General features: G+C 66.9%; 18 protein-coding genes. 15 read left to right on the top strand and 3 right to left on the bottom strand.

Annotation, left to right across the window (positions count from 1 at the left end):
- Positions 1 to 49 precede the first annotated feature (49 nt).
- The 15 genes from AWB70_RS12610 to AWB70_RS12540 all read left to right on the top strand — a co-directional run bounded on the left by AWB70_RS12610 (position 50) and on the right by AWB70_RS12540 (position 21,451).
- Positions 50 to 538, top strand: coding sequence for an Hcp family type VI secretion system effector (locus tag AWB70_RS12610; protein ID WP_014192977.1), 489 nt, complete (start codon positions 50 to 52; stop codon positions 536 to 538).
- A gap of 23 nt (positions 539 to 561) precedes the next feature.
- The gene (tssE, locus tag AWB70_RS12605; protein WP_167351007.1) at positions 562 to 975 is read left to right on the top strand and encodes a type VI secretion system baseplate subunit TssE; all 414 of its coding nucleotides are present in this window, start codon (positions 562 to 564) and stop codon (positions 973 to 975) included.
- A 26-nt stretch (positions 976 to 1,001) separates the two neighbouring features.
- A complete protein-coding gene (tssF, locus tag AWB70_RS12600) occupies positions 1,002 to 2,726 on the top strand; it encodes a type VI secretion system baseplate subunit TssF (protein ID WP_014192979.1) in 1,725 nt (574 codons plus the stop codon).
- Positions 2,690 to 3,673, top strand: coding sequence for a type VI secretion system baseplate subunit TssG (gene tssG / locus AWB70_RS12595; protein ID WP_053570015.1), 984 nt, complete (start codon positions 2,690 to 2,692; stop codon positions 3,671 to 3,673). Before tssF ends, tssG begins: the two co-directional genes overlap by 37 nt.
- Positions 3,674 to 3,716: 43 nt before the next feature.
- On the top strand, positions 3,717 to 6,359 hold the full coding sequence (tssH, locus tag AWB70_RS12590; RefSeq protein WP_053570016.1) for a type VI secretion system ATPase TssH: 2,643 nt from the start codon (positions 3,717 to 3,719) through the stop codon (positions 6,357 to 6,359).
- Between the two features lie 82 nt (positions 6,360 to 6,441).
- Positions 6,442 to 9,072, top strand: a complete 2,631-nt coding sequence (locus AWB70_RS12585; RefSeq protein WP_053570017.1) for a type VI secretion system Vgr family protein — start codon at positions 6,442 to 6,444, stop codon at positions 9,070 to 9,072.
- Positions 9,073 to 9,076: 4 nt separating this feature from the next.
- Entirely contained in the window at positions 9,077 to 11,749 is a 2,673-nt protein-coding gene (locus tag AWB70_RS12580) for a DUF2169 family type VI secretion system accessory protein (protein ID WP_060854093.1), read from the top strand.
- A complete protein-coding gene (locus tag AWB70_RS12575) occupies positions 11,746 to 12,774 on the top strand; it encodes a pentapeptide repeat-containing protein (RefSeq protein WP_235024224.1) in 1,029 nt (342 codons plus the stop codon). The genes AWB70_RS12580 and AWB70_RS12575 overlap by 4 nt, the downstream gene beginning before the upstream one ends.
- A gap of 1 nt (position 12,775) precedes the next feature.
- Entirely contained in the window at positions 12,776 to 13,468 is a 693-nt protein-coding gene (locus tag AWB70_RS12570) for a DUF3540 domain-containing protein (RefSeq protein WP_235024223.1), read from the top strand.
- Between the two features lie 8 nt (positions 13,469 to 13,476).
- On the top strand, positions 13,477 to 13,872 hold the full coding sequence (locus tag AWB70_RS12565; RefSeq protein ID WP_014192986.1) for a DUF4150 domain-containing protein: 396 nt from the start codon (positions 13,477 to 13,479) through the stop codon (positions 13,870 to 13,872).
- Positions 13,873 to 13,884: 12 nt separating this feature from the next.
- Complete coding sequence (locus AWB70_RS12560) at positions 13,885 to 14,661, top strand: hypothetical protein (RefSeq protein ID WP_045457866.1); 777 nt, start codon at positions 13,885 to 13,887, stop codon at positions 14,659 to 14,661.
- A 124-nt stretch (positions 14,662 to 14,785) separates the two neighbouring features.
- Positions 14,786 to 15,538: a type VI secretion lipoprotein TssJ gene (locus AWB70_RS12555; RefSeq protein ID WP_235024222.1), complete on the top strand. Its 753-nt coding sequence runs from the start codon at positions 14,786 to 14,788 to the stop codon at positions 15,536 to 15,538.
- A gap of 18 nt (positions 15,539 to 15,556) precedes the next feature.
- The gene (gene tssK, locus AWB70_RS12550) at positions 15,557 to 16,945 is read left to right on the top strand and encodes a type VI secretion system baseplate subunit TssK (RefSeq protein WP_045457861.1); all 1,389 of its coding nucleotides are present in this window, start codon (positions 15,557 to 15,559) and stop codon (positions 16,943 to 16,945) included.
- A gap of 1 nt (position 16,946) precedes the next feature.
- Positions 16,947 to 17,636 carry a DotU family type IV/VI secretion system protein gene (locus tag AWB70_RS12545; protein ID WP_053570021.1) on the top strand — a complete coding sequence of 230 codons (690 nt, stop codon included), beginning with the start codon at positions 16,947 to 16,949 and terminating at the stop codon, positions 17,634 to 17,636.
- Positions 17,633 to 21,451: a type VI secretion protein IcmF/TssM N-terminal domain-containing protein gene (locus AWB70_RS12540; RefSeq protein ID WP_053570022.1), complete on the top strand. Its 3,819-nt coding sequence runs from the start codon at positions 17,633 to 17,635 to the stop codon at positions 21,449 to 21,451. Before AWB70_RS12545 ends, AWB70_RS12540 begins: the two co-directional genes overlap by 4 nt.
- Here the strand turns inward: AWB70_RS12540 and tssA are convergent, their stop codons facing one another.
- From tssA to AWB70_RS12525, 3 genes are read right to left on the bottom strand one after another with little or no spacing between them, the layout of a single operon-like run.
- A complete protein-coding gene (gene tssA, locus AWB70_RS12535) occupies positions 21,452 to 23,029 on the bottom strand; it encodes a type VI secretion system protein TssA (protein WP_053570023.1) in 1,578 nt (525 codons plus the stop codon).
- A gap of 39 nt (positions 23,030 to 23,068) precedes the next feature.
- Positions 23,069 to 23,803: a response regulator transcription factor gene (locus AWB70_RS12530; protein ID WP_053570024.1), complete on the bottom strand. Its 735-nt coding sequence runs from the start codon at positions 23,801 to 23,803 to the stop codon at positions 23,069 to 23,071.
- Positions 23,800 to 25,788, bottom strand: coding sequence for an ATP-binding protein (locus AWB70_RS12525; protein ID WP_235024221.1), 1,989 nt, complete (start codon positions 25,786 to 25,788; stop codon positions 23,800 to 23,802). Before AWB70_RS12525 ends, AWB70_RS12530 begins: the two co-directional genes overlap by 4 nt.
- Positions 25,789 to 25,917: the final 129 nt, after the last annotated feature.

Raw genomic sequence — 25,917 nt, 5'->3', positions numbered from 1 at the left:
CGAATCAACCGAAACCAACCATAGTTTGCTACCCAACAGGGGACTTATCATGCCGATGCCGTGCTACCTCACTCTCGAAGGCCAGAACCAAGGCAAGATCGAAGGCTCGACCAAGGTTCAGGGTCACGAAGGAAAAATTCTCGTCCAGGCCGTCGATCACACCATCGAAATTCCGAAGAGCCCGCAAACGGGCCTGCCCACCGGCAAGCGCGTGCATCTTCCGATGACGCTGACGAAGGAAATCGACAAGTCGTCGCCGAAGCTGTTCCAGGCGCTCACGTCGGGCGAACAGATGAAGAACGTCACGCTCGAGTTCTATCGCATCTCGCCGAAGGGCACGGAAGAGAAGTACTACACCGTGAAGCTCTCGAACGCGATCCTGACCAACATGAAGTCGTGGACGCCGAACTGCCTCTCGCCGGAGAACAAGCAGATGGGCCACATGGAAGACATCTCGTTCACGTACGAGAAGATCACGTGGACCTTCGATCCGGACGGCATCGAAGCCGAAGATTCGTGGCTCGCGCCGAAGTCCTGAAGCATCGGTAAGCAGGTGCCAAAGTGAGAGAGCGTCGGCTGCTGGAGCGAATCGCGAGTTGGGGGTCGGGTGAAGCCCGCACCAACGAGACGCAAGTGGATGTGCTCGTCAACTCGGTGATGACCCACCTGAGCCGGCTGCTCAACACGCGGCAAGGCAGCGTGCAGATCGACCCGCAATTCGGCGTGCCCGATTTCACGAACCTTGCCGGCACCACCGCGATGGGTTCCACGCGCGAGATCGAAGAGGAAATACGCCGCATGGTCTTGCGCTACGAACCGCGCATCAAGTCGCCGCGCGTGACCCTCAACCGCGAGGAAACCGACGTGCTCTCGATCCGCTTCGCGCTCGAAGGCGCGCTCGAAGTGGACGATCGCGAGATTCCGTTGCGCATATCGACGACCGTGGGCGCGAATGGCCGCGTCAGCGTCGGCTGATTTCACGCTGTCAAACTCGCTCTCGCATGTTCAATCGATACTATCAGGATGAGCTGAACAAGCTGAAAGGCTTGGCCGGAGAGTTCGCACGCGCGAATCCCGCGATGGCGCCGATGCTCTCGGGCACGTCGGCCGATCCGGATGTCGAACGCCTGCTCGAAGGCGTCGCGTTTCTCACGGGCCTCACGCGCCAGAAACTCGACGACCAGTTTCCCGAGTTCGTTCAGGAACTCACCAATCTGCTGTTTCCGCATTATCTGCGGCCCGTGCCGGCCTCGACGCTCGTGAGCTTCGCCGCGAAAGGCCCGCGTGCGCAGGCGGCGCGCGTAGCCGCGGGCGCCGAGCTGGCATCGGTGCCGGTGGATGGCACGTCGTGCCGCTTTCGCACGACATGCGATCTCGATGTCGAGCCGCTCTCCATCGCCGAAGTGAACCTGCTGAGTCACGCGGGCGCGGCGCCCGTGCTCATGATCGACTTCGAGATGGAAGGCGGCGCGAGCATCGCGCAATGGAACGGCGACTCGATTCGCCTCTTTCTGAGCGGCGGCCATGTCGATGCATCGAAGCTGCTGTTGCTGCTGATGAATCACGTCACCGACGTGCGCATTTCGAGCGGCGGCGGCGAGCGTCTCTCGCTGGGCGCGAAGAATCTGCGCGCGAGCGGCTTCGACGCCGATCTGCTCACGTATCCGAGCCAGGCGCTGTCCGGCTATCGCACGATCCAGGAATTCTTCACGCAGCCGGAAAAGTTTCTCTTCGTGGATATCACGGGCCTCAAGCCCTGGACCGCGAAGGCGAAGGGTTCGAGCTTCAGCATCGTGATGACGCTCGATGCGCTGCACGACTGGATGCCTGCGATCGATGGCAACAGTTTCATGCTCAACGTGGTGCCGGCGATCAACGTGTTCTCGCATGTCGCGGACCCGATCACGCACGATCATCGCGCGACGGAATATCGCGTGAACCCGGAAGGCCGCGACCGCCGCCATTACCAGATTTATTCCGTCGATCAGGTGCTCGGCTATCAGCAGGGCCGCGCGCAGGAACGCCTCTATCAGCCGTTTTCGATGTTCCGCCACGACGGACGCGGCGCGCAACTGAGCTATCGCACGACGCTCAAGAGCGCGAACGTCGAACGCGGCAGCGACGTGTATCTGTCGCTCAACTATCCGCCCTCCGAGACGCCGCTGCCGGAAACGCTGTCGATCCGCGTCACCTGCACGAACCGCGCGTTGCCGGAGGGCCTGAAGCCGGGCGACATCAACGTGCCGACGAGCACGTCGCCGGATCAGATGAGCTTCACCAATATCCGCGCGATCACGCCTGCGCAGGACCCGCCCGCGGGCGAGGAACTGCTGTGGTGTCTGCTCTCGCACGTCTCGCTGAATCTGCTCTCGCTCGCGAACGCCGACAATCTTCGCAAGCTGCTCGGCCTCTACGTCTTCAACGGGCGGCAAGGGCAGGAGCTGTCGAACCGGCGGCGCATCGAAGGCATCGTCGATGTCACGGCCACGCGCGAAACGCGGCTCGTCGGGCGCGGCGGAATGCAGCGCGGCCAGTCGATCCGCATCCGTTGCCGTGAGGACCATTACGCCGGAATCGGCGACCTGTATCTGTTCGGCTGCATGCTCGAACGCTTCCTCGGCGATTACGCCGGCATCAATGCCTATACGCGCGTCGAGCTCGAAGACACGCTTTCCGGGACTGTATTCAAATGGCCGCCGAGACTCGGGCAACAACCGATGCTGTAAAGGCGCTGCTTCTCACCAATGGTGAGAAGTACTCCTACTTCCAGGCGATCCGCCTGCTGCGTCTCTACGACCGGCACACGGGCCTGAATCAGGAGAACCTGCGCGTGCGCCCGCGGCTCGGGCTCGGTTTTCCCGAGAACGATATCGACCGCATCGAGGAAACGGCGGAAGGCGGCTACCGCATCACGGCGAATTTCTTCGGCCTGTACGGCGTGGCGTCGCCGCTGCCGACGTATTACACGGAAGATCTCTTCGAGGAAGAGCGCGAAGGCCATCACGTCACGCGCGATTTTCTCGACATCGTGCATCACGCGATGTATCCGCTGCTCTTCGATGCGTGGGCGAAATACCGCGTCGAGCAGCGCATCGTCGAGGACCGGCACGAGGCGTCGCTCAATCAGTTGTATGCGTTCGTCGGGCTGCACGATCCCGATCTGCGCGTCGATCTGCTGCCGGGCAGCGCCGAATTGCTGCGCTATGCGGGGTTGTTCAATCAGCGTCCGCATTCGGCGCTCGGCCTGAAAACGCTGCTCGCCGATGCCTTCGCGCCCGCGCGAGTCGAGGTCGTATGCGGCGTGCTGCGCGCGGTGCCGATTCCCGCCGATCAGCGCTGGCAGCTCGGGCGGCAGCCAAGCCGCCTCGGCGAGGACGTGTGGCTCGGCTCGGAGATCGACGACCACGAAGGCGCGATCCGCATCGAATTCGCCGATCTTCCGCACACGCTTTTTCATCAGATGCTGCCGGGCGGAAGCGCGCACGCGCGTCTGTCGTTTTTCACGCGGTTTTATCTGACCGATCCGCTCGACGTGGAAGTGGAACTGCGCCTGCGCCGCGACGAAACCGGGGCCGCGCGCACGGGTCGCGGCGCGTGGTCGCGGCTCGGTTTCGATACATGGCTCAACCCCGGCGAGGCGGCGTTGCCGACCCGGGTCAAATTCGCTCTCTAACCATTTGCTGGCCGTTGCTGGAAAGACTAAGAGGAACACAAACATGCTGCTGGTCGAACTGAAGCCCCTCGTGGGCCGCCTCAACGGCTTCTGCAAACAGGCGCTGGAAGACGGCGTCGGGCTGTGCGTTTCGCGCGGTCATTACGAGATCACCGTCGAGCATATGCTCGTCAAGCTGTTCGGCGAGCAGCAGGCCGATATCGCGCTGCTGCTGCGTCAGCAAGACGTGGAAGCGGCGCTGGTGCAGCGTTCGATCAATCTCTCGCTCGAACAGATGAAGACGGGCAACGCCGGACGTCCCGCGTTCTCGCCGCTCCTGCTCGAATTGCTGCAGGACGCGTGGCTGATCGCATCGGTGGACATGCAGGAGCCGCGCATCCGTTCGGGCGCGGTGCTGCTCGCCTTCCTCGCGCGCCCGACCTATTACGCGACGGGCGAGTACGCCGCGCCGCTGCGCGCGCTCAATCGCGAAACGCTGCTGCGTTCCTTCGACGCGGTGTGCGGCGGCTCCGTCGAAGCCGCCACGCGCGAAGCCATCGGACAGAACGAAGGCGACGCCTCCGCGCCCGCGAGCGGCGACGGCAGCGCGATCGCGCGGTTCTGCGAAAACTTCACCGAGAAGGCGCGCGCCGGCAAGCTCGATCCCGTCTTTGGCCGCGATGCCGAAATCCGCCAGATGGTCGATATCCTCGCGCGCCGCCGCAAGAACAATCCGATCTGCGTCGGCGATCCGGGCGTCGGCAAGACGGCGGTGGTCGAAGGTCTCGCGCTGCGCGTGGTCGAAGGCGACGTGCCCGATTCGCTCAAGGACGTGACGATCCTCGGCCTCGACATGGGCCTGCTGCAAGCCGGCGCGAGCGTGAAGGGCGAGTTCGAGAACCGGTTGAAGGGCGTCATCACCGAGGTGAAGGCATCGGCGAAACCGATCATTCTGTTCATCGACGAAGCGCATACGCTGATCGGCGCGGGCGGTCAGGCGGGCACGTCCGACGCGGCCAATCTGCTGAAGCCCGCGCTCGCGCGCGGCGAGTTGCGCACCATCGCCGCGACGACGTGGGCCGAGTACAAGAAGTACTTCGAAAAGGACGCGGCGCTCGCGCGGCGCTTCCAGCTCGTCAAGCTCGACGAACCCGATCTCGACACCGCCGTGCTGATCCTGCGCGGCCTGAAGGAAAAATACGAAGACGTGCACAAGGTCGTGCTGCGCGACGACGCGATCGTCGCGGCGGCGGAACTGTCGAGCCGCTACATCATGGGCCGCCAGTTGCCGGACAAGGCCGTCGATCTGCTCGATACCGCCTGCGCGCGCGTGAAGGTGCTGCAAAGCGCGAAGCCCGACGTGCTCGAAAACACGGAGCGCCGCATTCAGGCGCTGCAGCGCGAGAAGGGTGGCCTCGAGCGCGATGCGGACAATCAGCAGCCGGTCGATCTCGCGCGTCTCGCGGAAATCGACGCGGAACTGCCGAAGCTCGACGCGCAAGCCGAAGCGCTGCGCGCTTTCTGGCAACAGCAGCGCGACGCTGCCCGCGCGCTCCTCGATGCACGCGCGGCGCGTCACGAAGCAAAGGCGAGCGGCGCGCCGGAAGACACGCTGCAGGCGCTCTCGCGGGACATCGCCGCCGCGGCCGATTCGTTCAAGGCCGCGCAGGGCGACCAGCCGCTGGTTCACATCGACGTCGATCCGGACGTGGTCGCGCGCGTGATTTCGGACTGGACCGGCATTCCCGCCGGCAAGATGCTGCGCGATCAGGCGCAAAGCGTGATGCGCATGGCCGACACGCTCAAGGCGCGCATCCGTGGCCAGGACCACGCGATGGAGCAGATCGCCGAAGTGCTCAAGACCGCGAAGTCGGGCCTGAAAGACCCCGATCAGCCGATGGGCGTGTTCCTGCTCGCGGGGCCGTCGGGTGTCGGCAAGACGGAGACGGCGCTCTCGGTGGCGGACATTCTTTTCGGCGATGAAAAATCGACCACCGTCATCAACATGAGCGAGTTCCAGGAGAAGCACAACGTGAGCCGGCTGATCGGCTCGCCGCCGGGATACGTCGGCTACGGCGAAGGCGGCGTGCTGACCGAGGCGGTGCGCCAGCGCCCGTATTCGGTCGTGCTGCTCGATGAAGTCGAAAAGGCGCATCTCGACGTGATGAACCTGTTCTATCAGGTGTTCGACAAGGGCATGCTGTCCGACGGCGAAGGCAAGGAAATCGACTTTTCGAACACGGTGATTTTCCTGACCTCGAATCTCGCGACCGATGTCATCACCGAAATGACCGCGGGCGAAGACAAGCCCGACGCCGCCATGTTGCTTTCCGCCGTGCGGCCGATTCTCTCGAATCACTTCAAGCCCGCGCTGCTCGCGCGCATGACCGTGATTCCGTACTTCGCGCTCGCCACCGACGCGCTCGCGGGCATCGTGCGCCTGAAGCTCGACAAGATCGTGCGGCGCGTCGCGCACAACAACAAGATGCGCTTCACGTACACCGATGCGGTCGTCGCGCAGATCGCCGCGCGCTGCACGGAAGTCGAAACGGGCGCGCGCAACATCGACTTCATCTTGCGCGGCACGGTGCTGCCGCTGATGTCGCAGGAAATTCTCACGCGCATGGGCGAGGGCGCGGCGCTGCCCGAAGTCGCGCTCGACGTGAACGACAGCGGCGATTTCGCCGTAACGTTCCCCGGCGCGTGATGTTTCAAACGTAACGCGATTGCAATCAAGCGGTGACTGAGCGCCGCAAGAATAACGAGCATTACCTGTACGGAGAATCAGCATGAACTCACTGGCCGACCGCATGCTCGCCAACAAGCGCTTCGATTTCACCTCCGAAGCGTTCGGCGCGGACAAGTTCGCGGTCGTCGAGATGGAGGGCTTCGAATCGATCTCGCAGCCGTTCCGCTTCGTCCTCACGCTGGTGTCGGACGATGCGTCGATCGATTTCGACACGATGCTGAGCCATCGCGCGTCGTTCACCATCTACGGCCCGGAAGGCGGCATCCGCGCGCCGTATCACGGCGTGCTCGCCGAGTTCGAGCAACTGCATCGCGCGGACGGCTACGTGTTCTATCGCGCCGTGCTGGTGCCGCGTTTGTGGCGTCTGTCGCTCTTTCGCATCTCCGAGGTCTATCTGGACGAGCGGCCGATCACCGACACCGTGCGCGGCGTGCTCGAAACCGGCCGCCTGAATTCCGCCGACTACGAGTTCAAGCTGACCGGTACGTACCGGCCGCGCACGTTCGTCTGCCAGTATCAGGAGACGTATCTGGACTTCGTGTCGCGCTGGCTGGAGAAGGAAGGCATCTACTACTACTTCGACCACTCGGGCGGCTCGGACAAGCTCGTCGTGATCGACGACAAGATCATGCACGACGCGCACGCGCTGCCCGTCTCCTACCGTCCCGACGATGCGCTCGACACCGGCCTCGCCGCCGATTCGGTGCGCGATTTCGTGTGCCGTCAAAAGCCGCTGCCGCATGAAGTGGTTCTGCAGGACTACAACTATCGCAAGGCGGCGGTGCAGTTGAAGGCGCGCGCGACGGTGTCCGATTCCGGCATCGGCGAAGTCATGCTCTACGGCGAAAACTTTCGCGATCAGCAGGAAGGCGACCGCTACGCGAAGCTGCGCGCGCAGGAACTGATCTGCGGCGGCAAGGCGTATTCGGGCGAAGGCACCGCGCTCGGCCTGCGCAGCGGCTATTTCTTCACGCTCGCGCAGCACTATCGCGATGACTTCAACGGCCGCTATCTCGTGACCGAAGTGCATCACGAAGGCTCGCAGGCGGGCGCGCTCCTGAACGGCGTGTCGAGCCCGTACAGCGACGGCGCGCGCGGCGGCGAGATCGTCTATCGCAACAGCTTCCGCGCGATTCCCGCCGCGACGCAGTTCCGTCCCGAGCGCGTGACGGCGAAGCCGCGCGTCGCGGGCACGATGAACGCGACCATCGACAGCGAAGGCGACGGCCAGTACGCCGAGCTCGACGAATACGGCCAGTACAAGGTGCAGTTGCCGTTCGACAAGACCGACAAGAACGCGAATAAAAGCTCGGCGCGGCTGCGCATGGCGACGCCCTACGCGGGCACGGATCACGGCATGCATTTCCCGCTGCACAAAGATGCGGAAGTGCTGCTGTCGTTCATCGACGGCGATCCGGACCAGCCGGTGATCGTCGGCAGCCTGGCGAATTCGGAGAACGCGAACATCGTCACGCAGACCAACGCGCACGCCAACGAGATCAAGACGGCGGGCGGCAATCACCTGTATCTCGGCGACAGCGCGGGCAAGGAAGCCATCTGGCTGCATTCGCCGTTTCACAACAGCTCGATCGGCATCGGCTCGACCGATCCGAAAGGCGGCGGCAGCCTGTGGAGCAGCACGGCGGGCAGCTCGGAAAGCATCACGGTCGGCGCGAGCAACAAGTATTCGGTGGGACCGAACACGACGGTTTCGCTCGGGCCGGGGTTCACGGCGAGCGCCGCCGTCAGCACCAGCTTCACGATGTCGGCGAGCACGAGCTTCGCGTGGACGTCGGATGTTTCGTGGAAGAAAGGCCAGAGCATTTCGCTCCACGACGGCGATTCGCTCTCCCTCAAGGAGCAGAACAAGCTGAAGGGCACCGACAGCGTGACGATCAGCGGCGGCCAGGACCCGGCGGCGAAACTCGCCTTCGACGCCGCCAAGAAGAAGATTCAGTACGCGACGGCATTCAACGTCGCGGCGAATCTGGCGACGGCGGCGGCCGCGGCCGGCATGCTCGGCAAGGCCGACGACGACAACGGCGGCGCGGGCAAGATCGGCCCGTGGATCAGCGACGGCTACAAGACCATGTTCCCGATGGTCGCGGGCGGCATCGTCGGCGGGGCGATCGCGCACGGGCTGCTCTATGCGGGCGCCAAGGCGTTCGCCGCCGCCGACGCCGCCGCCACGTACGCGAGCGAAATCAAGGCGGACACCACGGGCATCAACCTCTCGGTGAAGGTGGCCTCGCCCGCGCCCGCGCCGGTCAACAACGTGCAGATCACGCCTGCGTTCGTCGAGGTCAACGCGCCGACGATCTCGCTCAACGCCAAGTCGCTGATCGATCTGACCAGCAACGACGATGTGGTCGTCGACGCGATGAGCGTCTTGATGACCGGCGAGACGAGCGTGAGCGTCAAGGGTGAAACCATCAGCCTCGCGTCGGGCGACAGCAGCGCGACCGTCGCGCCGACGTCCGTGCAGCTCAACAGTTCGGCGGTGCAGTTCAACGCGACGAGCGTCATCGATCTGACGAGCAACGGCGATCTGCTGATGGACGCGGTCGGCATCACGATGACGTCGGCGAACAAGGTCGAGGTCACGGCCGTTCAGGTGAACGTGGATGCGCCGACCATCGCCATTTCCGGCGAAGTGATCCGCCTCGGATGACGCGATGAAAATTCTCACTCCGCCCGACATGGCGCTGCTGTACCGCAGCCTGCGCCTCGCCCGCGTCGATTCGCTCGCGATCGGCATGATGGCGTGCTTTCGCTTCGGCAAGACGGGCGCGGAGGCGCTCATCCCCGAAAACGCCATGTGGCCGCTCGCGATGCAGGCGCTCGGTCAGGACGCGATTCTCGACGAGGGCTATCCGAAGCCCGCCGGCGAGTTCAAGGTCTACGGTGCGGCGTGCGCGCCCGAAGGCGCGCGGATCGCGGAGCAGCGCGTGCGCGTGAAGATCGGCGCGCTCTCGAAAGCGCTCGTCGTCACGGGCGACCGCCAGTTCGACCCGCTCGGCCGCATTTCCGCGCCGATACCGTATGCGCGCATGCCGATCGAACCGGCGACCGCGTTCGGCGGCGAGCCGTGCGCGGACAATCCGCGCGGCAAGGGCTACGCCGAAGTCGCGAAAGACGTGTTTCCGCTGCCGAACGTCGAAAGCGAAACGGCGCGCATCGTGCGCCGCGGCGATCGCGCGACGCCCGCGGGCTTCTGGGGCTTCGACAGCGCCGCGCCTGTGCGCCAGCGCTATCTCGGCACCTGCGACGATCGCTGGCTCAGAAGCGGCTGGCCGCATCTGCCGGACGACACGCGTCCCGAATGGTTCATGACGGCGGCGCAGGACCAGCGCCTGCCGGGCTACTTTTCGGGCGACGAGCGCTTCGAGATCGACAACATGCATCCGCGTCAGCGCGCGCAGCAGGGCGCGTTGCCGGGATTGCGCGCGCGCTGCTTCGTCAACGTGCGCACGCCGGAAGGCGACACGCTGCGCGAAGTCGACACGCGCGCCGAAACGGTATGGCTCTTTCCCGAGCTGGAATGCGGCATCGTGCTGTTCCGCGCCCTCGCGCGCAGCGCCGACAGCGACGCGAGCGACATGCTGCACGTCAAGGCGGTCTGGGAGCCGATGAGCGCCGCGCCGCTCGCGTTCGAGCATTATCGCGATGTGTTTCGCGCCGAGATCGCGACGGCGGTGAAGGCGAAGGGTGTCTCGGTTGCGCCCGTCGTGCCCGTTGCGCCCGTCAAGGCTGCCGCGATTCCCGTCGTTGCCGATGCAGGTGCGGCGGCGGCGAACCAGGCAGCGCAGATCGACGCGCATCTCGCGCAAGTGAACGCGCTCGCCGGCGATCTCGACGCCGAGACGCGCGCGCTGATGCAGAAGTACCAGCTCAGCGACGCCGATATCGCGCCGTATCTGAAAGCCGCCGATCTTCCCGCCGAGCCCGCGCCGAAGCTATCCGATCTCGGCAAGATCGTCGAGGAACTGAACGAAGAGACGCGCGCGCTGGCGGCGCGGTACAAACTGAGCGACGCGGATGTCGCCCAGTACATGACGACGCCCGCGGAAGGCCCCGCGCCCACCTTCGCCGAAGTCGGCAAGATGATCGACGACCTGAACGCGCAGACGCGCGCGCTCGTGCAGCAGCACGGCCTGAGCGAAGCGGACCTGCTGCGCTATGTGCAGCCGGGCATGGACACCGCCGCGTTGCCCGCATTGCCCGCGGGCGAATCCGCCGCGCTCGCGCTTTTGCCGCTCGATGCGCTCAAGGTTCCCGCCGCGCCGAAGCTCGACGCGCCCGCGATTCCCACGCTTTCCACACCGAAGATCGAGGCCGTCGAACCGGCGCACGTGGCGCTGACGCGCGAGGACGTCATCGCGTTTCATGCGGCGCGCAAAAGTCTCGCGGGCTATGACCTGATCGGCATCGATCTGTCGAAGCTCGATCTCTCGGGCGCGGATTTCACCGGCGCGGTGCTCGACAAGACTTCGTTCGCGGGCAGCCGTCTCGCCGGCGCGAACTTCACGAAAGCGCTGCTGCGCGCGGCCGATTTCAGCGAGTCCGACCTGCAGCGCGCGCAGTTCACGAAATCGAGCGCGGCGGCGGGCCTCTTTGCGAAGGCCGACTTGCGCGGCGCGCAGCTTGCCGATAGCGACTTCACGGGCGCGGACTTGTCGGCGTCCAGACTGAACGATGCCGATTTGCGCGGCGCGATCTTCGATCAGGGCAAGCTCGCCGGCATCGACGCATCTTCGTGCCGCGCCGCGCGCGCCAGTTTCACCGACGCCGACCTGAGCGGCGCGAAGTTCAACGGCGCAGACCTCGTCGCGGCGAGCTTCAGCGGCAGCCGGCTCGCGGGCAGCGATTTCTCCGCGTCCGCCTGCGCGCAGGCGGAGTTCTACGGCGCCGACGCCTCGCAAGCCATGTTCGCCGATGCCGACCTGAGCCACACCCGCGCCGATGCGAAAACGTCGTTCGACGACGCGCGTTTCGCACGCACGCGCCTCGTGCGCGCCGCGTGGGACGGCGTGCAACTGCGCCGCGCGGCCTTCGAGCGCGCGCTGCTCGACCATGCGGATCTCAGCCATGCGCAGGCGCAGGCGGCGCGCTTCGGTGCGTCCTCGGCGAAGGGCGCGCGCTTCGACAAGGCCGACCTGAGCGGCGCGGATCTCGACGCCGTCAATCTCTTCACCGGCTCGCTGCGTCAGGCGAACCTGAAGGGCGCGCGGCTGCGTCACGCGAACCTGTACGGCGTGGACTTCGACGGCACGCAGCCGACTATCGCGAGTCTCGAAGGCTCGATCATCGATCGCACGATTCTTCAATTCAGGCCGCCTGTCTTATGAGCACGACGACTTCCGCCACCCGCGCGCGCATGAACGCGGACGACGCGCGCGCCACGCTCGCCGCGACCCGCGCGCTCGCGAACGCCGATCTGTCCGGCGCGAATCTGGCCGGCATCGATCTGTCCGGATGCCAGCTGCGCAACGTCGCGCTCGCGGACGCGAATCTCGAACGCGCCAATTTCGCCGATGCCGATTTGCAGGACGTCTCGCTTGCACGCGCCAGACTCGACGGCCTGAACGCGCGGACGGCGCGCTTCGCGAACGTCGATTTCACCGGCGCGAGCCTGCGTCAGGCGAATGGCGCATTCGCGGCGTTCGACCGCTGCGACTTCGGCGGCGCGTCGTTCGCGAACGCGTGCCTGGAGCGCGCCGATGCGCACGGCTGCCTCTTCGCCGAAACGGATTTCGGCGGCGCGAACCTGCAACGCTTCACCGCGATCGGCGCGGACCTGAAGACTGCGCGCTTCGCGGGCGCATCGCTCGCGCAGGCGTATTTGCGCGGCTGCGATCTGAGCGGCCAGGACCTGCGCGCCTGCAATCTCACGATGACGATTCTCGACGGCGCAACGCTCGTCCGGGCCGACTTGTCCGGCCTCGCGCTCGATCGCACGAGCCTGATCGGCGCGCGTTTGCAGGATGCGTCGCTGCGCGGCGTGCGCGCCACCTTCGCGGCGCTGCTGAACGCGGACTTCGAGCGCGCCGACCTGAGCGGCGCGGTCTGCGAGAAGGTCAACGCGAGCGAAGCGAATTTCAACGCGGCGCGCGCGGACGAATCGCGCTGGAACCAGTCGGTGCTCGTCGCGTGCAGGTGGCCGCGCGCATCGCTGAAAAGCGCGCGCTTCACGTATTGCGATCTGTCGCATGCCGATCTCTCCGCCGCCGATTGCACGCGCGCCGATTTCAGCGGCGCGAACCTTCACGCGCTCGTCGAAGCGGGCGCGCAAATGAGCGGCGCATCGTTCGATCGCGCGCGCCGCACCGATTCCGATCTCGCGCGCGCCGAGCAATGGCAGCCGCGCATCTGACATGAACCTCATCCAGGGAAATACGGCCATGAACCGCACGCTCGTCACGATCGCCCGGCCCGGCGGCGATCCTGCCATCGACCTCGCTTACGCGACCGTGACCGGCCGCGCCGATCGCTGGTTTCTGTTCGACGCCGCCGGCGGCGCGCCGCTGCGGGCATTGCGCGCGGAAAGCTGCCTGATCGAGCCGGAGTGCGGCGATACCGTGCTCATCGCCGCGGGCGGCCCGAACGCGATCTCGTACGTGCTGGCCGTGCTCGCACGCGCGCAGCGCTCCGGCGCGGCGCTCGTCTTGCCCGGCGATGTCGCGCTGCATACGGACGACGGCGCGTTGCGCGTCGAGGCCGCGAGCGTCGATCTGAAGGCGTCGCGCAGCCTGACGATGCAAGCACCCGACATCGCGCTGACCGGCGTGCGCGGCGAGATGAAGTTTCAGCGCGTCGAAGCGGCGATCCAGCAGTTGCATGCCGGTTTCGGCACGATCAGCACGGTCGCGCAGCAGGTGACGAGCACGGTCGGGCGTCTGATCCAGCGCGCGCGCGACAGCGTCCGCTTCATCGACGATACCGACGAAACGCGCGCCGGCCGCGTGCGCATGCAGGTGGAAGAACGCATGCACGTCTCGGCGCGCCACGCGACGATTCTGGCCGAGGGCCAGGTGAAGATCGACGCCGACAAGATCGATCTCGGATAGGAGCCGACATGTTCGCAGTGACCAAAGCGGGCGGCCAGTGCATGGCGATGCCCGACGTATGCAAGACGCCCGCGCCGCCCGCGCCGCCGATTCCGATTCCGTATCCGAATATCGGCATGCCGCCGATGGGCAATCCGGCGACCATCAAAGTGCTGATCGGCGGCATGCCGGCGCTGACGAAGTCGTCGGAGATTCCGTTGACTTCGGGCGACGAGGCCGGGCTCGCGGGCGGCGTGGTGTCGGGCAAGATGATGGGCAAGGTCCAGTTCATGATGGGCAGCCTCACCGTGAAGCTCGAAGGCGCGCCCGCCGTGCGCCTCTCCGATCCGACCCAGCAGAACGAAGGCAACATGGTCGGCGCGGTGCTGGCGCCGAGCCAGGCTGTCGTGATGGTCATGAGCTAAGGATTCGCTGATATGAAAACCGTCTGGATCACCGCGTTCGACAAGAACAAGGACGCCGCGCGCGTCACCGCGCTGTCGCAACTGCTCAAACGTTACGGCCTCGCCACGCAAGGCCATTTCTGGGTCGATGAACCCGAGAAGCTCGCGTGGCGCGCCGGGCTCGACGCGCTGAACGCCGCGCGCGCCGATCTCTGGCTCATCCTCGCCGACGATGCCGCACTCGCGAAGCCGTCCGTGCGCTACGGGCTCTCGGTGTTCGCAACGAGCCTGCGCGAAGCGCGCGGCCTGGGCTTTCCGATCGTGCTGTCGGGCGTGGCGGGCGTCGATGCCATGCCGGCGCTGCTCGGCAATGCGACCGTGCTCGTCGAAAACCATCCGGCGTGGCCGGCGAAGATCGTCGCGCGCGCGAATCTCGCGAAGGCGGGCGAGCCGCAGGATCATCGCTTCGAAGTGGTCGGCGAGGAGCAGCTGGGCCAGTGGTTCGCGCTCGGACCGCGCGAGGGCGAATGGACCGGCGTGGTGTTCGGCGTGCACGGCGGCGGCGCGAAGATCGATTTTCAGGCGGTCGGCCCGCGCGGCAAGCTGCCGGAAAAAACCGTGCTCGAATACGCGCAGGAAGGGCTGACGCTGCAAGTCGGCGAGCGCGAGTTCACGGCGTGGGCGGTGCGCAACCGGCTCGGCCCGGACGAAACCTACTATGCGCGCGTCAAAGGCGCGCCCGAATCCATCCTCTTCATGCCGTACACCGAAGACAGCGAGGCCAGCGCGACGATCCTTCCCCTGATCTGACGCGGCCGCAGACCGCGAATAGGACCGGGAAATCACCGCTGTTCGCCGTATGAGCCTGCCGCGATTTCCGGACAATGTGCGACAGGAGCAAAAGACTCGACGGCAACCGAATGAGGCACCGGCAATGGCTGTAGCGAAACGCATCGGAAATCCTGCACGCGCCGCGCAATGGCGCGCGCTCGCGTGCGTCGTGGGCGCGCTCGCGCTGTCGGCCTGCGGCAGCGCGCCGCCGAAAGACCCGCTCGCCGATGTGACCTGGAGCTACGCCAACGACGCCGTGATCTTCGAAATCACCGCCGACGCGGGTCTGAACCAGTACGACGGCCAGTCGCACACGCTGCTGCTCGGCATCTACGAAACCGGCGACGCGCAAGCGTTCCGCAATCTCGCCGCCGACCCGAACGCGCTCGCCGAAACGATGGCGACGGGCAAGGTGCCGCAGACCTTCGCGCAGTTTTCGCGCTATGTCGTCGCGCCCGGCCAGCATTCGTACCTGATCCTCGATCGCGCGCAGAACACGCGTTCGATCGCTATGGTCGCGGGTTACGCGCAGTTCGGCGTCGCCAACGCGGCGCGCCAGTTCGACGTGCCCGTCGTCACGAAGACGTCGGGCTTCATCTTCCGCACGCACACGAAATCGCCCGGGCCGCTCGTCGTCAGGCTCAATCTCGGCGCGCAAGGCATTCTCAACGCCGAAGTGCAGCCCGGCGGCCCCGATGCCGCGACGCTCGCGCGCGCGCAGCAACTCGACGGCGGCGGCAAGGAAATCCGTCTGAGCGGCGATGCGCCGTCCAATGCGGCCGGCGCCGGCGCCACGACCGGCGTCGTGGGCGCGGCCGGTTCCCAAGATACGCCATTGCGCAAGCTCGCCAACTAAGCACTCGATTCGCATCGTATGGACCATAACAAGGGCATCTACTGGTATCAGGGCATGTTCATGCAGCCCCAGCACTTTCAGCTGGCGTCGCTGCACGAGCAGTTCCGCAACAAGCCGGTCGTGGAGTCGGGCCTGCCGCACTTCTGGGGCGCGGGCGCGCTCGATATCGCGGCGGGCGCCATCGCCAGCCAGACCATCGAGGTGCGCTCGGCCAAGCTGATCTTTCCGGATCGCACGTACGTGGAATTTCCCGGCAACGCCGTGCTCGCGCCGCGTTCGTTCGATGCGAGTTCCATCGGCGACGGCCGCGCGCTCACCGTCTATCTCGGCGTGCGCAAGTTCGACGCCGCCGGCAATAACGTGACGCTGTGCGCATCGGCGGATGACGCCGCCGCCGCATCGACCCGCTACGCGACGCTCGAACGCCCCGACGACGTGCCCGACCTGCATTCGAACGGCCCGGCCGCGCCCGTGCACACGCTGCTGCATGTGCTGAAAGTGTTCTTCGAAGGCGAGACCGCCAATCTCGGCCAGTACGATCTGATTCCGGTCGCGCAGCTCACGCGGATCGGCGACACGGTGACGCTGTCGGAACGCTTCATCGCGCCGGGCTACGCGCTCGGCGGCTCCGACACGCTGCTGCGCATCGTGCGCGAGATTCGCGACGATGTCGTCGGCCGCGCGCATCAGCTTCAGGAATTCAAGAATCCGCGCGAACTGCAGAAGGCCGAATTCGATCCCGGCTACATGATGCTGCTGCTCGCCATGCGCACGCTGTCGCGCGCCGCACCCGGTCTCGTGCATCTGACGCAGACGCCGACCGTGCATCCGTGGCAGGTGTACGGCGCATTGCGCGGCCTCGTCGGCGAACTGAGCGCGTTCTCGGAGCGCTTCGACATGCTCGGCGAAGCCGCCGACGGCACGCCCGGCCTGCCCGCGTACGATCACACCGATCTCTACAACTGCTTCTCGCGCGCGCAGGCGCTGATCGGCTTTCTGCTCGGCGAAATCGCTGTCGGGCCGGAGCATCTCGCGGTGCTCGACTATCGCGACGGCATGTTCGCGGGCGATCTGCCGCGCGCGTTCTTCGACCGGCGCAATCGCTTCTATCTCGTGCTGCGCACGGAGCAGGCGGCCGCGCAGGTCGTCGACGGCGCGCTGCACGACGCGCGCCTGGCCAATGCCGCCGATGTCACGCGGCTCGTCGCGCATGCGCTGCCCGGCCTCGAACTGATTCACATGGCGAACGCGCCGCAAGGCATGCCGCGCCGCGCGTCGTCGAACTATTTCCGGATCGAGCAGGTGAGCGAGTTGTGGGACGCCGTCGAGCGCGACGAAAACATCGCGCTGCAATGGCCGGACGCGCCGCAGGATCTGCGCGCGGAAATCGTCGTGCTGCGGAGATAGCATGACCCTCGCCGATACGCTCATTCCTCTTTTCGCGCACGTGCGCGCCTTCACGCGCTCGCCTTCGGGCGATGCCGCGAGCCTCACCGCGCAGCTCGACAGCGCCATCGCGGCGGCGCGGCTGCGCGCGCACGACGCCGGTTTCGCCCAGGCCGATATCGACGAAGCGCTGTTCGCCTTCAACGCCTGGGCCGACGAACTGCTGCTCACGACGCAATGGGACGGCGCGCCGCAATGGCAGCGTCATCTGTTGCAGCGGCGCTATTCGAACGTGAGCAACGCGGGCGTCGTGTTCTACGAGCGCCTCGCGCAACTGACGCCTTCGCAACTGGCGGTGCGCGAAGTGTTCTATCTGTGTCTCGCGCTCGGTTTCGGCGGGCGCTATGCGTACGACCGCAACCAGAAGACGCTCACCGACATCCGCCGCACCAATCTCGCGATGCTGCTGCCCGACGCCGACCAGCTCGGCGCGTCGGCGCGCGCGTTCCTGTTTCCGGACGGCTATCACACCGCGGGCGATGAAGCCGCGGCGCGCGGCCAAAGCGCGCGCGCCCGTTTTTCGGCGCGCTTCACGCGCGGCAAGCTGACCGCGATCGTCTTGCCGCTGTTCCTGCTGGCGCTGCTGTACGGCGTGTATCACACCGTCGTCGCGCAGTCCGTCGAGTCGCTTCTCGCGCAGATCCATCTATGAAAACGCTGGGCATCGCATTGCTGTGGCTGCTGACGCTGATCGTCGTGGGACTGATCAGCTGGGGCGTCGTTCTCTATTTCGGCTGGCCGCTGTGGGTCGCGCTCGCGATTTTCGTCGGCGTGTTCGCGCTGTACTTCTTCGTCGCCTTCGCGCGGCGCATGATCGTGATGATGCGCTCGCGCAGCCGCCTCGCGGCGCAGAGCGCGGCGCTTCATGTCGAGGCGCCGGCCGTGTCGCCGGAAACGCTTCTGAAGCGCAAGTGGAAAGCCGCCGTGGCCACGCTGCGGCAGTCGAATCTGCGCAGCCAGGGCGATCCGCTCTACGCGCTGCCGTGGTTCATGGTGATCGGGCAATCGGGCACGGGCAAGACGACGGCGCTCACGCGCGCGCGGCTGTCCTCGCCGATCCAGAAGATCAGCCAGCAGGCGAACATCGGGCAAACGGCCAATTGCGACTGGTGGTATTTCGATCGCGCCGTCGTGATCGATTGCGCGGGCCGCTACGTGCAGGCGGAAGACATCGAGCAGGACCGGCGCGAATGGGAAACCGGCCTCGACCTGCTCGGACGCTACCGGCCGCGCGAAGGGCTGGACGGTCTCGTGCTCGCCGTGAGCGCCGACCGGCTCATGACCCCCGACGCCGATACCTTCGCCGACGAAGGTCGCATCGTGCGCGCGCGCATCGAACAGTTGATACGCATGTTCGGCAAGCGCTTTCCGGTGTATGTGCTCGTCACCAAGTGCGACCGGCTCTACGGCTTCGAGGAATGGGCGAAGACGCTGCCCGCCGATGCGCTCGGCCAGGCAATGGGCTATCTCGCCGAAGAGAGCGAGACGGGCGAGGGCGCATTCGTTTCGCGCGCCTTCGATTCGATCGGCGCGCGCTTGCAGGCGCTGCGTCTCGCGCTGGTTTCGCGCGACGCGCAGCCATCGCCCGAACTGCTGATGTTCCCGAACGAGCTGGACCAGTTGCGCGCCGGCCTGTCGATGTTCCTCGGCACCTGTCTCGCCGACAGCCCGTATCTCGAACGGCCGCTGTTGCGCGGCATCTTCTTTAGCAGCGGACAGCAGGAAGGCGGCGCGATGTCTTCCCTGATGAGCACGCTCCTGCCGCCGACGCCCGCGCACGCGAGCGACACGGCGGGCGTCTTCCTGCACGATTTCTTCGGCCGCATCCTGCCGCAGGATCGCAACGCCGCGAAGCCGGCCATGCTCGCGCATCACTGGCGGCGCGTGACGCAAAGCGTCGGCGTGGTCGCCTGGGTGCTGCTGCTCGCCATGTTCGGCATCCTGCTTTCCGTGTCGTTCGCGGGCAACCGGCAGACGCTCGCGCTCGTGCAGAGCGCGCGTCCCGACAGGATCGCGCTGAACGGCAACCTGTTTCACGACGCCGCCGCGCTTTCGTATTCCAACGACGTGCTGATGCAGGTCGCGCAGAACGACCGGCGCTGGATGTCGGGCCTGCTCGGCAACGGCGCGGGCCTCGAAACGCTCGAAGCGCGTCTGCATGACGTCTTCCTGCAGCAGTACCGGCAGGCGATTCAGCCCGCCGCGGATCAAAGCCAGCAGATGGCGCTCGCCGCGCAGGACGGGCAGGCGGGGCAAATCCTGAATCTCGCGCGTTCGATCGCCTTGCTGCGCGCGCGTATCGGCGGGGCGGACCGCGCGACGCTCGACGCCATGCCGCAGCCGCTCGCGACCTCGCTTTATCCCGCGCAATTGAACGACCAGCTCAATCCGCTCGCGGTCTCGTATCTCGCGTGGTCGCCGCGCGACGCGGGCTATCTGCAGGAGCGTCTGAAGAACCAGCGCGCGCTGCTCGACCAGGCCGTCGCCGCCGATCCGCAGATGACATGGCTCGTCGGACTCGTGCCGGACGGCGGCAGTGTCCCGCCCGTGCGCGCCGCCGATTTCTGGGGCGGCAGCGCGCCCTCCGCGAATGCGGGCATGCAGACGTCGAACGGCAGCGTGACGGGCACGAGCGCCGTCAACCCGGGCAACGCGACCGTGCCGGCCGTGTACACCGTCGCGGGCCGCAAGGCGCTCGACGATCTGGCGAAGCAGATTCGCGCCGCGGCGAGCGACCCGTCCCGCTTCGACAGGCAGCGGGCCGCGTTCGACGACTGGTATCGCGGCCAGCGCGTCATCGCATGGCAGAACTTCGTCGAGGCCTTCACGCACAACGCCGCGCCGTATTCGGGCGAAGCGGGCTGGCGCTCGGCGCTCGGCATCGTCAGCGGGCCGGCCAGTCCGTATTTCCGCCTGATCGCGCGCATCGACGAGGAATTCGGCGGCGAGCGCGCCGACGCGCCGCTGCCCGGCTGGATCGCGCTCGCGCGGCAATTCCAGCAGGTGCGCGAGCAGGCGACGCGCATGGGCGCGGCAAATCAGGCCGTGCGGATGGCGGGCGCGATCAACGCGGTCGGGGCCACGGCGATCAAGGACGTGCTCGCGGGCGCGCCGCAGCGCGGCAGCCAGGCGGTCACGAACAATCTCGGCGCCGTCGATGCGTTCTCGCTCTATGTCGCCGGTCTGAACAAGCTCGCCATCGACAGCGGAGCGGGCAGCGGCAAGAACTATCAACTGGCGGCGGATTTCGCGCAGTTCGCGACGAACCCGCAGCCGCAGCCGTCCGAGATGATGAGCGCGCTGCAACCGCTCACGCAGTTGCGCACGCTGATCGGCACCGGCGACGGTTCGGACGCGCTCACGTGGCGACTCATCCGCGGCCCGTTCGATTTCCTCGCGGCGTATGTCGAGCAGCAGGCGTCGTGCGACTTGCAGCGCGGCTGGGAATCGGCCGTGGTGTTTCCGCTGCAGGGCGCGACCGACAAGAGCGCGGCCATCGATCAGCTGTTCGGCGCGAAGGGCGCGGTGTGGGCCTTCGCGGACGGCGCGGCCAAGCCGTTCCTCACGCGCAATGCGAGCCGCTACGACATCGTCGAGACGCAGGGTTTCAGCGTGCCGTTCACGCCGGCTTTCGTGCCGATGCTCAACGGCGCATACGGACGCCAGCTCGCCCAGCAACGAACGGCCGCACGCAGCGCCGCCGACAAAGAGGCGCAGCAGCTTCAGGCGCAGAAGGCGCAACTCGACGCGCAACAGTCGCTCGATCAGCTCGACCGCACGCTTACGACGGCCAAGCAACAGGCCGATGCGGCCCGTGCGCTCACCGTGCCGCTGACGCTCACCGCGCAGCCGACCAACGTCAACGCCGGTGCGCAGGCGAAGCCCTACGCGACGATTCTCACCGTGCAGTGCGCGGCGGGCGTGCAGACGCTCAACAACTACAACTTCCCGGTCAGCACGAGCTTCGCGTGGGCGGCGGGACAGTGCGGCGAAACGCGTCTTTCGATCAAGATCGGCAATCTGACCTTGAACCGCAGCTATGCGGGGCCGCTCGGCGTCGCGGCGTTCCTGCAGGATTTCGCGGACGGCCAGCGCCAGTTCACGCCCGCGGATTTCCCGGCGAGCGAGTCGGCGCTGAAGGCGCTCGACGTGAGCGCGCTGACCGTGAGCTTCTCGGTGACGGGCGGCGATCAGGTCATCGATGCCGCGCGCAAGATCGAGTCTTACGAATCGCTGCAAAAGACGACGGCGCAACAGAAGCAGCAGATTCAGGACGCGCAGGCGCAGCGTCAGCAGATGAACATCGTCGATCAGCTTGCCGTGATGACCCCGGGCATGCCGCCGCTGCCGGCGATCATCCCGACGGTGGCGGGCAATCCGGTGAGCCTCGCCGAACTGGGCTTGCCGGCGACCATCGGCGCATGCTGGCGCGGCCAGACTTCGCCGATGATGATGACCGGGCTTTGATCAGGTAATCAGGCGCACCGCGATGGCCACGTCCAGCGGTGCGATTCTCGCCAGCAGCGCGGCCGTTTCGGCTTCGTTCTGGTCGTTGCGGCTCAGAATGGCGTAGGCGGCGCGCAGCGCGTCGGCCGTCAGTTCCGGGTCCCACGCGCTCACACCGTAGCGGTCGATTTCCTCCACCAGCGCGCGTGCGAACGCATCGAGCCGCGCGCCCGGACGGTTCTCCAGCAGCAAGTCGCACAGCGCCGTGCGCAGACGCAGACGCGTGGCCACGGCCGCTGTTTTGTCGATGGCGTCCTGCAGGCATTGGGCGGCGGCGCGCAAGTCGTTGTCCGCGGCAAGCGCACGCGCCCGCGACAGCACCGTGGTGAGCGGATCGGGCGCGACGGCGGCGGCATCGCCGCCTGACGAAGCGAGCGTGCCGAGCCATTGCACGGTATCGGCATTGGCGAACGGCACGCCGTTGGCGAACTTCAGCCGCTCGATGCCTTCCATGCGCGACACGAACTTCGCGGTCTCGTTGCGGACTTCGCGATGCGCGGCGCTCCACGCGTCGCCGAGTTGCGCGATCGACGTCGCGGCGGCGTGATTCAGATCGAGCCAGAACGGATACGTCAGCACTTGCGCTTCCGCAAAGCCGACGATGTCCGCGTGCGCCGCGCGCGATTGCAGGTTGCGCAACGCATCCGCCAGTTGCGGAATCGGGCCGGGAAGCTGCGTGTCCGCGCCGTTCGCGACCGGCGCGCGCTCGATGCCCGCCCACACGCCCATGCGCCGCAGCCGGAAGCCGATGGCGCTCGACGGTTCGTTCTGCGCGTACCAGTTGCCGATGGCGGCGAGCCGGTCGAGCGCTTCGTCGGTGGCGCGGCTGGCGGTATCGGAGGAATCGACGGCTTCGGTTGGTGGCGCGGCCGAGGGCACGGGCGCAGGCACCGCTTTCGCCACGGGAGCGGGAGCGGGCGCGGGCGTTGCCGCTACGACGGGCTGCGGCGTTGGCTCCGCAACCGGCTCAGGGACGGGCTCGGGTTCAGGCTCCACCACCTGCACGGTCCCGAGCAGCGCGCGCAATGGCTGCATGGAAGGCGCGTCGCCGTCCTTTTCCGCGAGCACGCTGTCGATGCCCGCGAGCGCCGCGCGCAAACCATCGACGAGCGCCGCATCCTGCGGCGGCCAGCTCGACCAGTCGTGCTCGTCGCCATGCGCGCGCACGCGATCGATCAGCCATTGCACCGCGTTGCGCCGCGCGCGCAGCCGCGAAACCGGCGGATAAAGCCCGTCCCAGTGCGTCGCGAGCAGTCCTTCGAGCAGTTGCGCGCCGTCGTTCAGGCCGGCGAGCCCGCGCGTCATCAGCAGGCCGCCCGCCAGATAGCTCGCGACGAGCAGGTCCTTGCCCTTGTCGGCGGTCAGCGCCGTCGAGAGCCGCACCACTTGCGCCCAGTCCGGCGAGCCGCTCGCGGCCGGATTGGTCAGTTTCGCGATTTCGTTTTGCAGCAGTTCGAAATCGGGATCGTCGCGCACGTCCGCGCCGCAGGGCTGCGCATCGCTGATGGGTCGTGCACCAAGGCTCTTGAAATCGTTCACGGCGTGTGTTCGCTTGCTCGATGGAGTAAAAGGACGCGCTCAGGTCCAGAGATGTTCGATATCGGTGTCGAAGATATAGCCCGCGCCGCGCTCGGTGCGCAACAGCGTCGGCTTCTTCGGATCGATCTCGATCTTGCGGCGCAGCCGCAGAATCTGCACGTCGATGGCGCGATCGTAAATGTCGTCGAAGGCGCGCGTGCTTTCCAGCAGCTTCTCACGCGTGATGATACGGCCCGGCGAACTCAGGAACGTGACGAGCAGATTGAACTCCGAATTGGTGAGCGCCACCGCCGACTGATCGGCGGCGGAGAGACGCCGCGTGTTCAGATTCAGCGTCCAGCCCGCGAAGCGATACGCGTTCGGCAGCTTGCCGCGCGTGAGCGGCGCGGCCGACGTCGCGCTCGCGCGGCGCATCACCGCGCGCATGCGCGCGAGCACTTCGCGCAGCGAAAACGGCTTGACGATGTAATCGTCCGCGCCGAGTTCCAGGCCCATGACGAGATCGGCTTCGTCCTTGCGGCCGGTGATGTACATGATCGGCACCTGTGCTTCTTCGCGCCAGCGGCGGGCGAGCTCGGTGCCGTCGCCGTCGGGCAGGCCGAGGTCGAGCAGCACGAGATCGTAGCGTTTCGCGGCGAACGCGCCGATCGCTTCCTGCGCGCTCGCGGCGCCATCGGCCTGGTAGCCGTGTCCGCCGAGATATTCGATCAGGAGGACGCGCATCGAATGGTCGTCGTCGACGACGAGGATGCTGTGTTGCTGCTGCAAAGTCATGGCAGATCCTTCAGGGCGCGAGCGAGCGCTTCGCGGTCGAATGGTCGGGACAGCACGGCGACGCGCGCGCGGGGCGCCTGTTCGCGCACGCGCGCGGTGAAAGCGGCTTCGTTCATCGGCAGGGTGGCGGCGTCGGCGACGACGAAGGCGATGTCGTCGTCCGCGCCCAAGGCGTCGTCGAGGGCTTCGTTGGCATCGGCATAGCCGAGCGGCTCGAAGCCCATCGCGGCGAGCCAGTCTTCGCCGTCTTCACGCGATTGCGCATCGGCGTCGATGAGCACCACGCGCTCGCCGTCGCCGATCTGGTGCGTAGGCTCCGGTGCATCGTCCGCCGGCGCGGCCGACTTCGAGACGAGCGGCAGCACGAGACGAAAGCGCGTGCCCTGCGGACCGGTCGCGATCGCGATGCCGCCCCGATGCTCGCACGCCACGCCCGCGACGATCGCGAGGCCGAGGCCCGAGCCGCCGCCTTTCGCGCGCACGGAAAAGAACGGCTCGAAAAGATGCTGCAGATGTTCGGTGGGAATGCCGGGGCCGTCGTCTTCGACATCGACCCACGCGATCTCGCCCGGCGGCGCGTCGCCGATGGCGAGCGGCGTGTCCATCGACGGCGCGCTGCCGATGCGCAGCACCACGCGCGAGCGCGCCGCGAGGCCGGCGTTGCTTGTCAGATTCAGCACGGCGCGCACGAGCTGGCCGCCGTGCGCCGCGACGCACAGGCGCGCCTGCGCCGCTTCCAGTTCGATGACGACGCCGTTGCGGCTGAGCGGCCGCGCCAGCGCCACGCTCTCGCGCACGATCGACATCAGGTCGAGCGTTTCGCGCACGCGATCGCCGCGCCGCGCGGCCAGCAGAATTTCCTCGGTCAGTTCGTAGCCGCGCGCCGATGCGGCCCGCACCTCGCGCAAGGGCGTGCGGGCGGCGGAATCGCCAGCGAGCCGGTCGTGCGCGATTTCCGCGTAGCCATCCACGGCGGCGAGAATGTTCTTGAAATCGTGCGCGACGCCGCCCGCGAGCAGTCCGAGCGATTCCATCCGGCGCGCCCGTTCGAGCCTGAGCGCGAGCTGCCTGCGCTCGCGCACGGCGACCGCGACGAAGAAGGTCAGGATCGCGAGACCGGCCATGTCGATCTGCAAATGCCATGCGCTTTCGGCGTTTTCATAGCGATACGGTCCGAGCCGCATCAGCGTGAGGCCGACGCCGAACACCGCCGCCGTGCCGACCGTGGTCGCCGCGGCGGCCAGGCCGCCATGAATCGCGATGGCGGCCAGCAGCAGCGAGACGACCGCGCGCTGCACCTGTTCCGATACATGCAGCGCGGCGGCCGCGGCCAGCAGCGCGGCGACCGCGACGCTGCACGCGAGCGCGATCAGCGGCTCGGCGCGGCGCGGCGCCTGGGCGCTGTCCGCGAGCCGCGAACGCCAGGCGAGCACGGCCGGCACGAGCACCAGCACCGCGACGCCGTTGCCGACGAACAGCGTGCTCCATTCGCGCCACCAGCCGTCGTGGCTCAGGTCGCTGGCGAGGGTCGCGCCGAGCATCGACGTCGCGCCAATCGCGGCGAGCGGCAGCAGCAACAGAAAGCGCATCAGGCTCGCCGTCGTGACGATGGTCCCGTTCGCATCGACATAGCGCCGGCCGAGCCATGCGCAGAGCGCCACTTCGAGCACGTTGAGGAGGCAGAAGCCGAGATCGCTGCGCCACGAGGCGGCGCTGAAATCGCCCGTCAAGGCAATCGCGATGAACACCGCGAGCAGATGAGCGGGCCAGCGTCGCGGCGGCATCGGCCAGAGCACCGCAATGGCGATGGCCGGCGCGGGCCATGCGATCGCCGCGAGCGTTTCGGCGCTTTCCAGATGCGCCACCGGCCGCGCGAGCAGATAGCAGAGGATCGCGAGCGCGAAGGGTTCGGCGAAGGCGCGCGCGCGTGCCGCCTGCGCGGCGACGGCGTCGCGCGCGCCGGTTCCGCGCGAAAGATTCGCCACAGGATTCTGCCGGGATGAAAGTGACATGAGCAATGGACGCGCGGGCGCGGGCGAATTCGTCGTCGAAGGCCGCGTCATCGGTGGCGCGCCATCAGTGCTTATGTCGGCAGGAAAGGGACGAACTTGAGT

It is taken from the genome of Caballeronia cordobensis (assembly GCF_001544575.2).
Classification (GTDB): Bacteria; Pseudomonadota; Gammaproteobacteria; order Burkholderiales; family Burkholderiaceae; genus Caballeronia; species Caballeronia cordobensis.
Note: the sequence above shows the minus strand (reverse complement) of the source record. Positions and strands in the feature narration are given on the sequence as shown.

Excerpts from the sequence above, each read along its gene's own strand:
- AWB70_RS12610 (WP_014192977.1), top strand. The coding sequence starts at position 50 with ATGCCGATGCCGTGCTACCTCACTCTCGAAGGCCAGAACCAAGGCAAG.
- tssF (WP_014192979.1), top strand. The coding sequence starts at position 1,002 with ATGTTCAATCGATACTATCAGGATGAGCTGAACAAGCTGAAAGGCTTG.
- tssG (WP_053570015.1), top strand. The coding sequence starts at position 2,690 with ATGGCCGCCGAGACTCGGGCAACAACCGATGCTGTAAAGGCGCTGCTT.
- tssH (WP_053570016.1), top strand. The coding sequence starts at position 3,717 with ATGCTGCTGGTCGAACTGAAGCCCCTCGTGGGCCGCCTCAACGGCTTC.
- AWB70_RS12585 (WP_053570017.1), top strand. The coding sequence starts at position 6,442 with ATGAACTCACTGGCCGACCGCATGCTCGCCAACAAGCGCTTCGATTTC.
- AWB70_RS12580 (WP_060854093.1), top strand. The coding sequence starts at position 9,077 with ATGAAAATTCTCACTCCGCCCGACATGGCGCTGCTGTACCGCAGCCTG.
- AWB70_RS12575 (WP_235024224.1), top strand. The coding sequence starts at position 11,746 with ATGAGCACGACGACTTCCGCCACCCGCGCGCGCATGAACGCGGACGAC.
- AWB70_RS12570 (WP_235024223.1), top strand. The coding sequence starts at position 12,776 with ATGAACCTCATCCAGGGAAATACGGCCATGAACCGCACGCTCGTCACG.
- AWB70_RS12565 (WP_014192986.1), top strand. The coding sequence starts at position 13,477 with ATGTTCGCAGTGACCAAAGCGGGCGGCCAGTGCATGGCGATGCCCGAC.
- AWB70_RS12560 (WP_045457866.1), top strand. The coding sequence starts at position 13,885 with ATGAAAACCGTCTGGATCACCGCGTTCGACAAGAACAAGGACGCCGCG.
- AWB70_RS12555 (WP_235024222.1), top strand. The coding sequence starts at position 14,786 with ATGGCTGTAGCGAAACGCATCGGAAATCCTGCACGCGCCGCGCAATGG.
- tssK (WP_045457861.1), top strand. The coding sequence starts at position 15,557 with ATGGACCATAACAAGGGCATCTACTGGTATCAGGGCATGTTCATGCAG.
- AWB70_RS12545 (WP_053570021.1), top strand. The coding sequence starts at position 16,947 with ATGACCCTCGCCGATACGCTCATTCCTCTTTTCGCGCACGTGCGCGCC.
- AWB70_RS12540 (WP_053570022.1), top strand. The coding sequence starts at position 17,633 with ATGAAAACGCTGGGCATCGCATTGCTGTGGCTGCTGACGCTGATCGTC.
- AWB70_RS12530 (WP_053570024.1), bottom strand. The coding sequence starts at position 23,803 with ATGACTTTGCAGCAGCAACACAGCATCCTCGTCGTCGACGACGACCAT.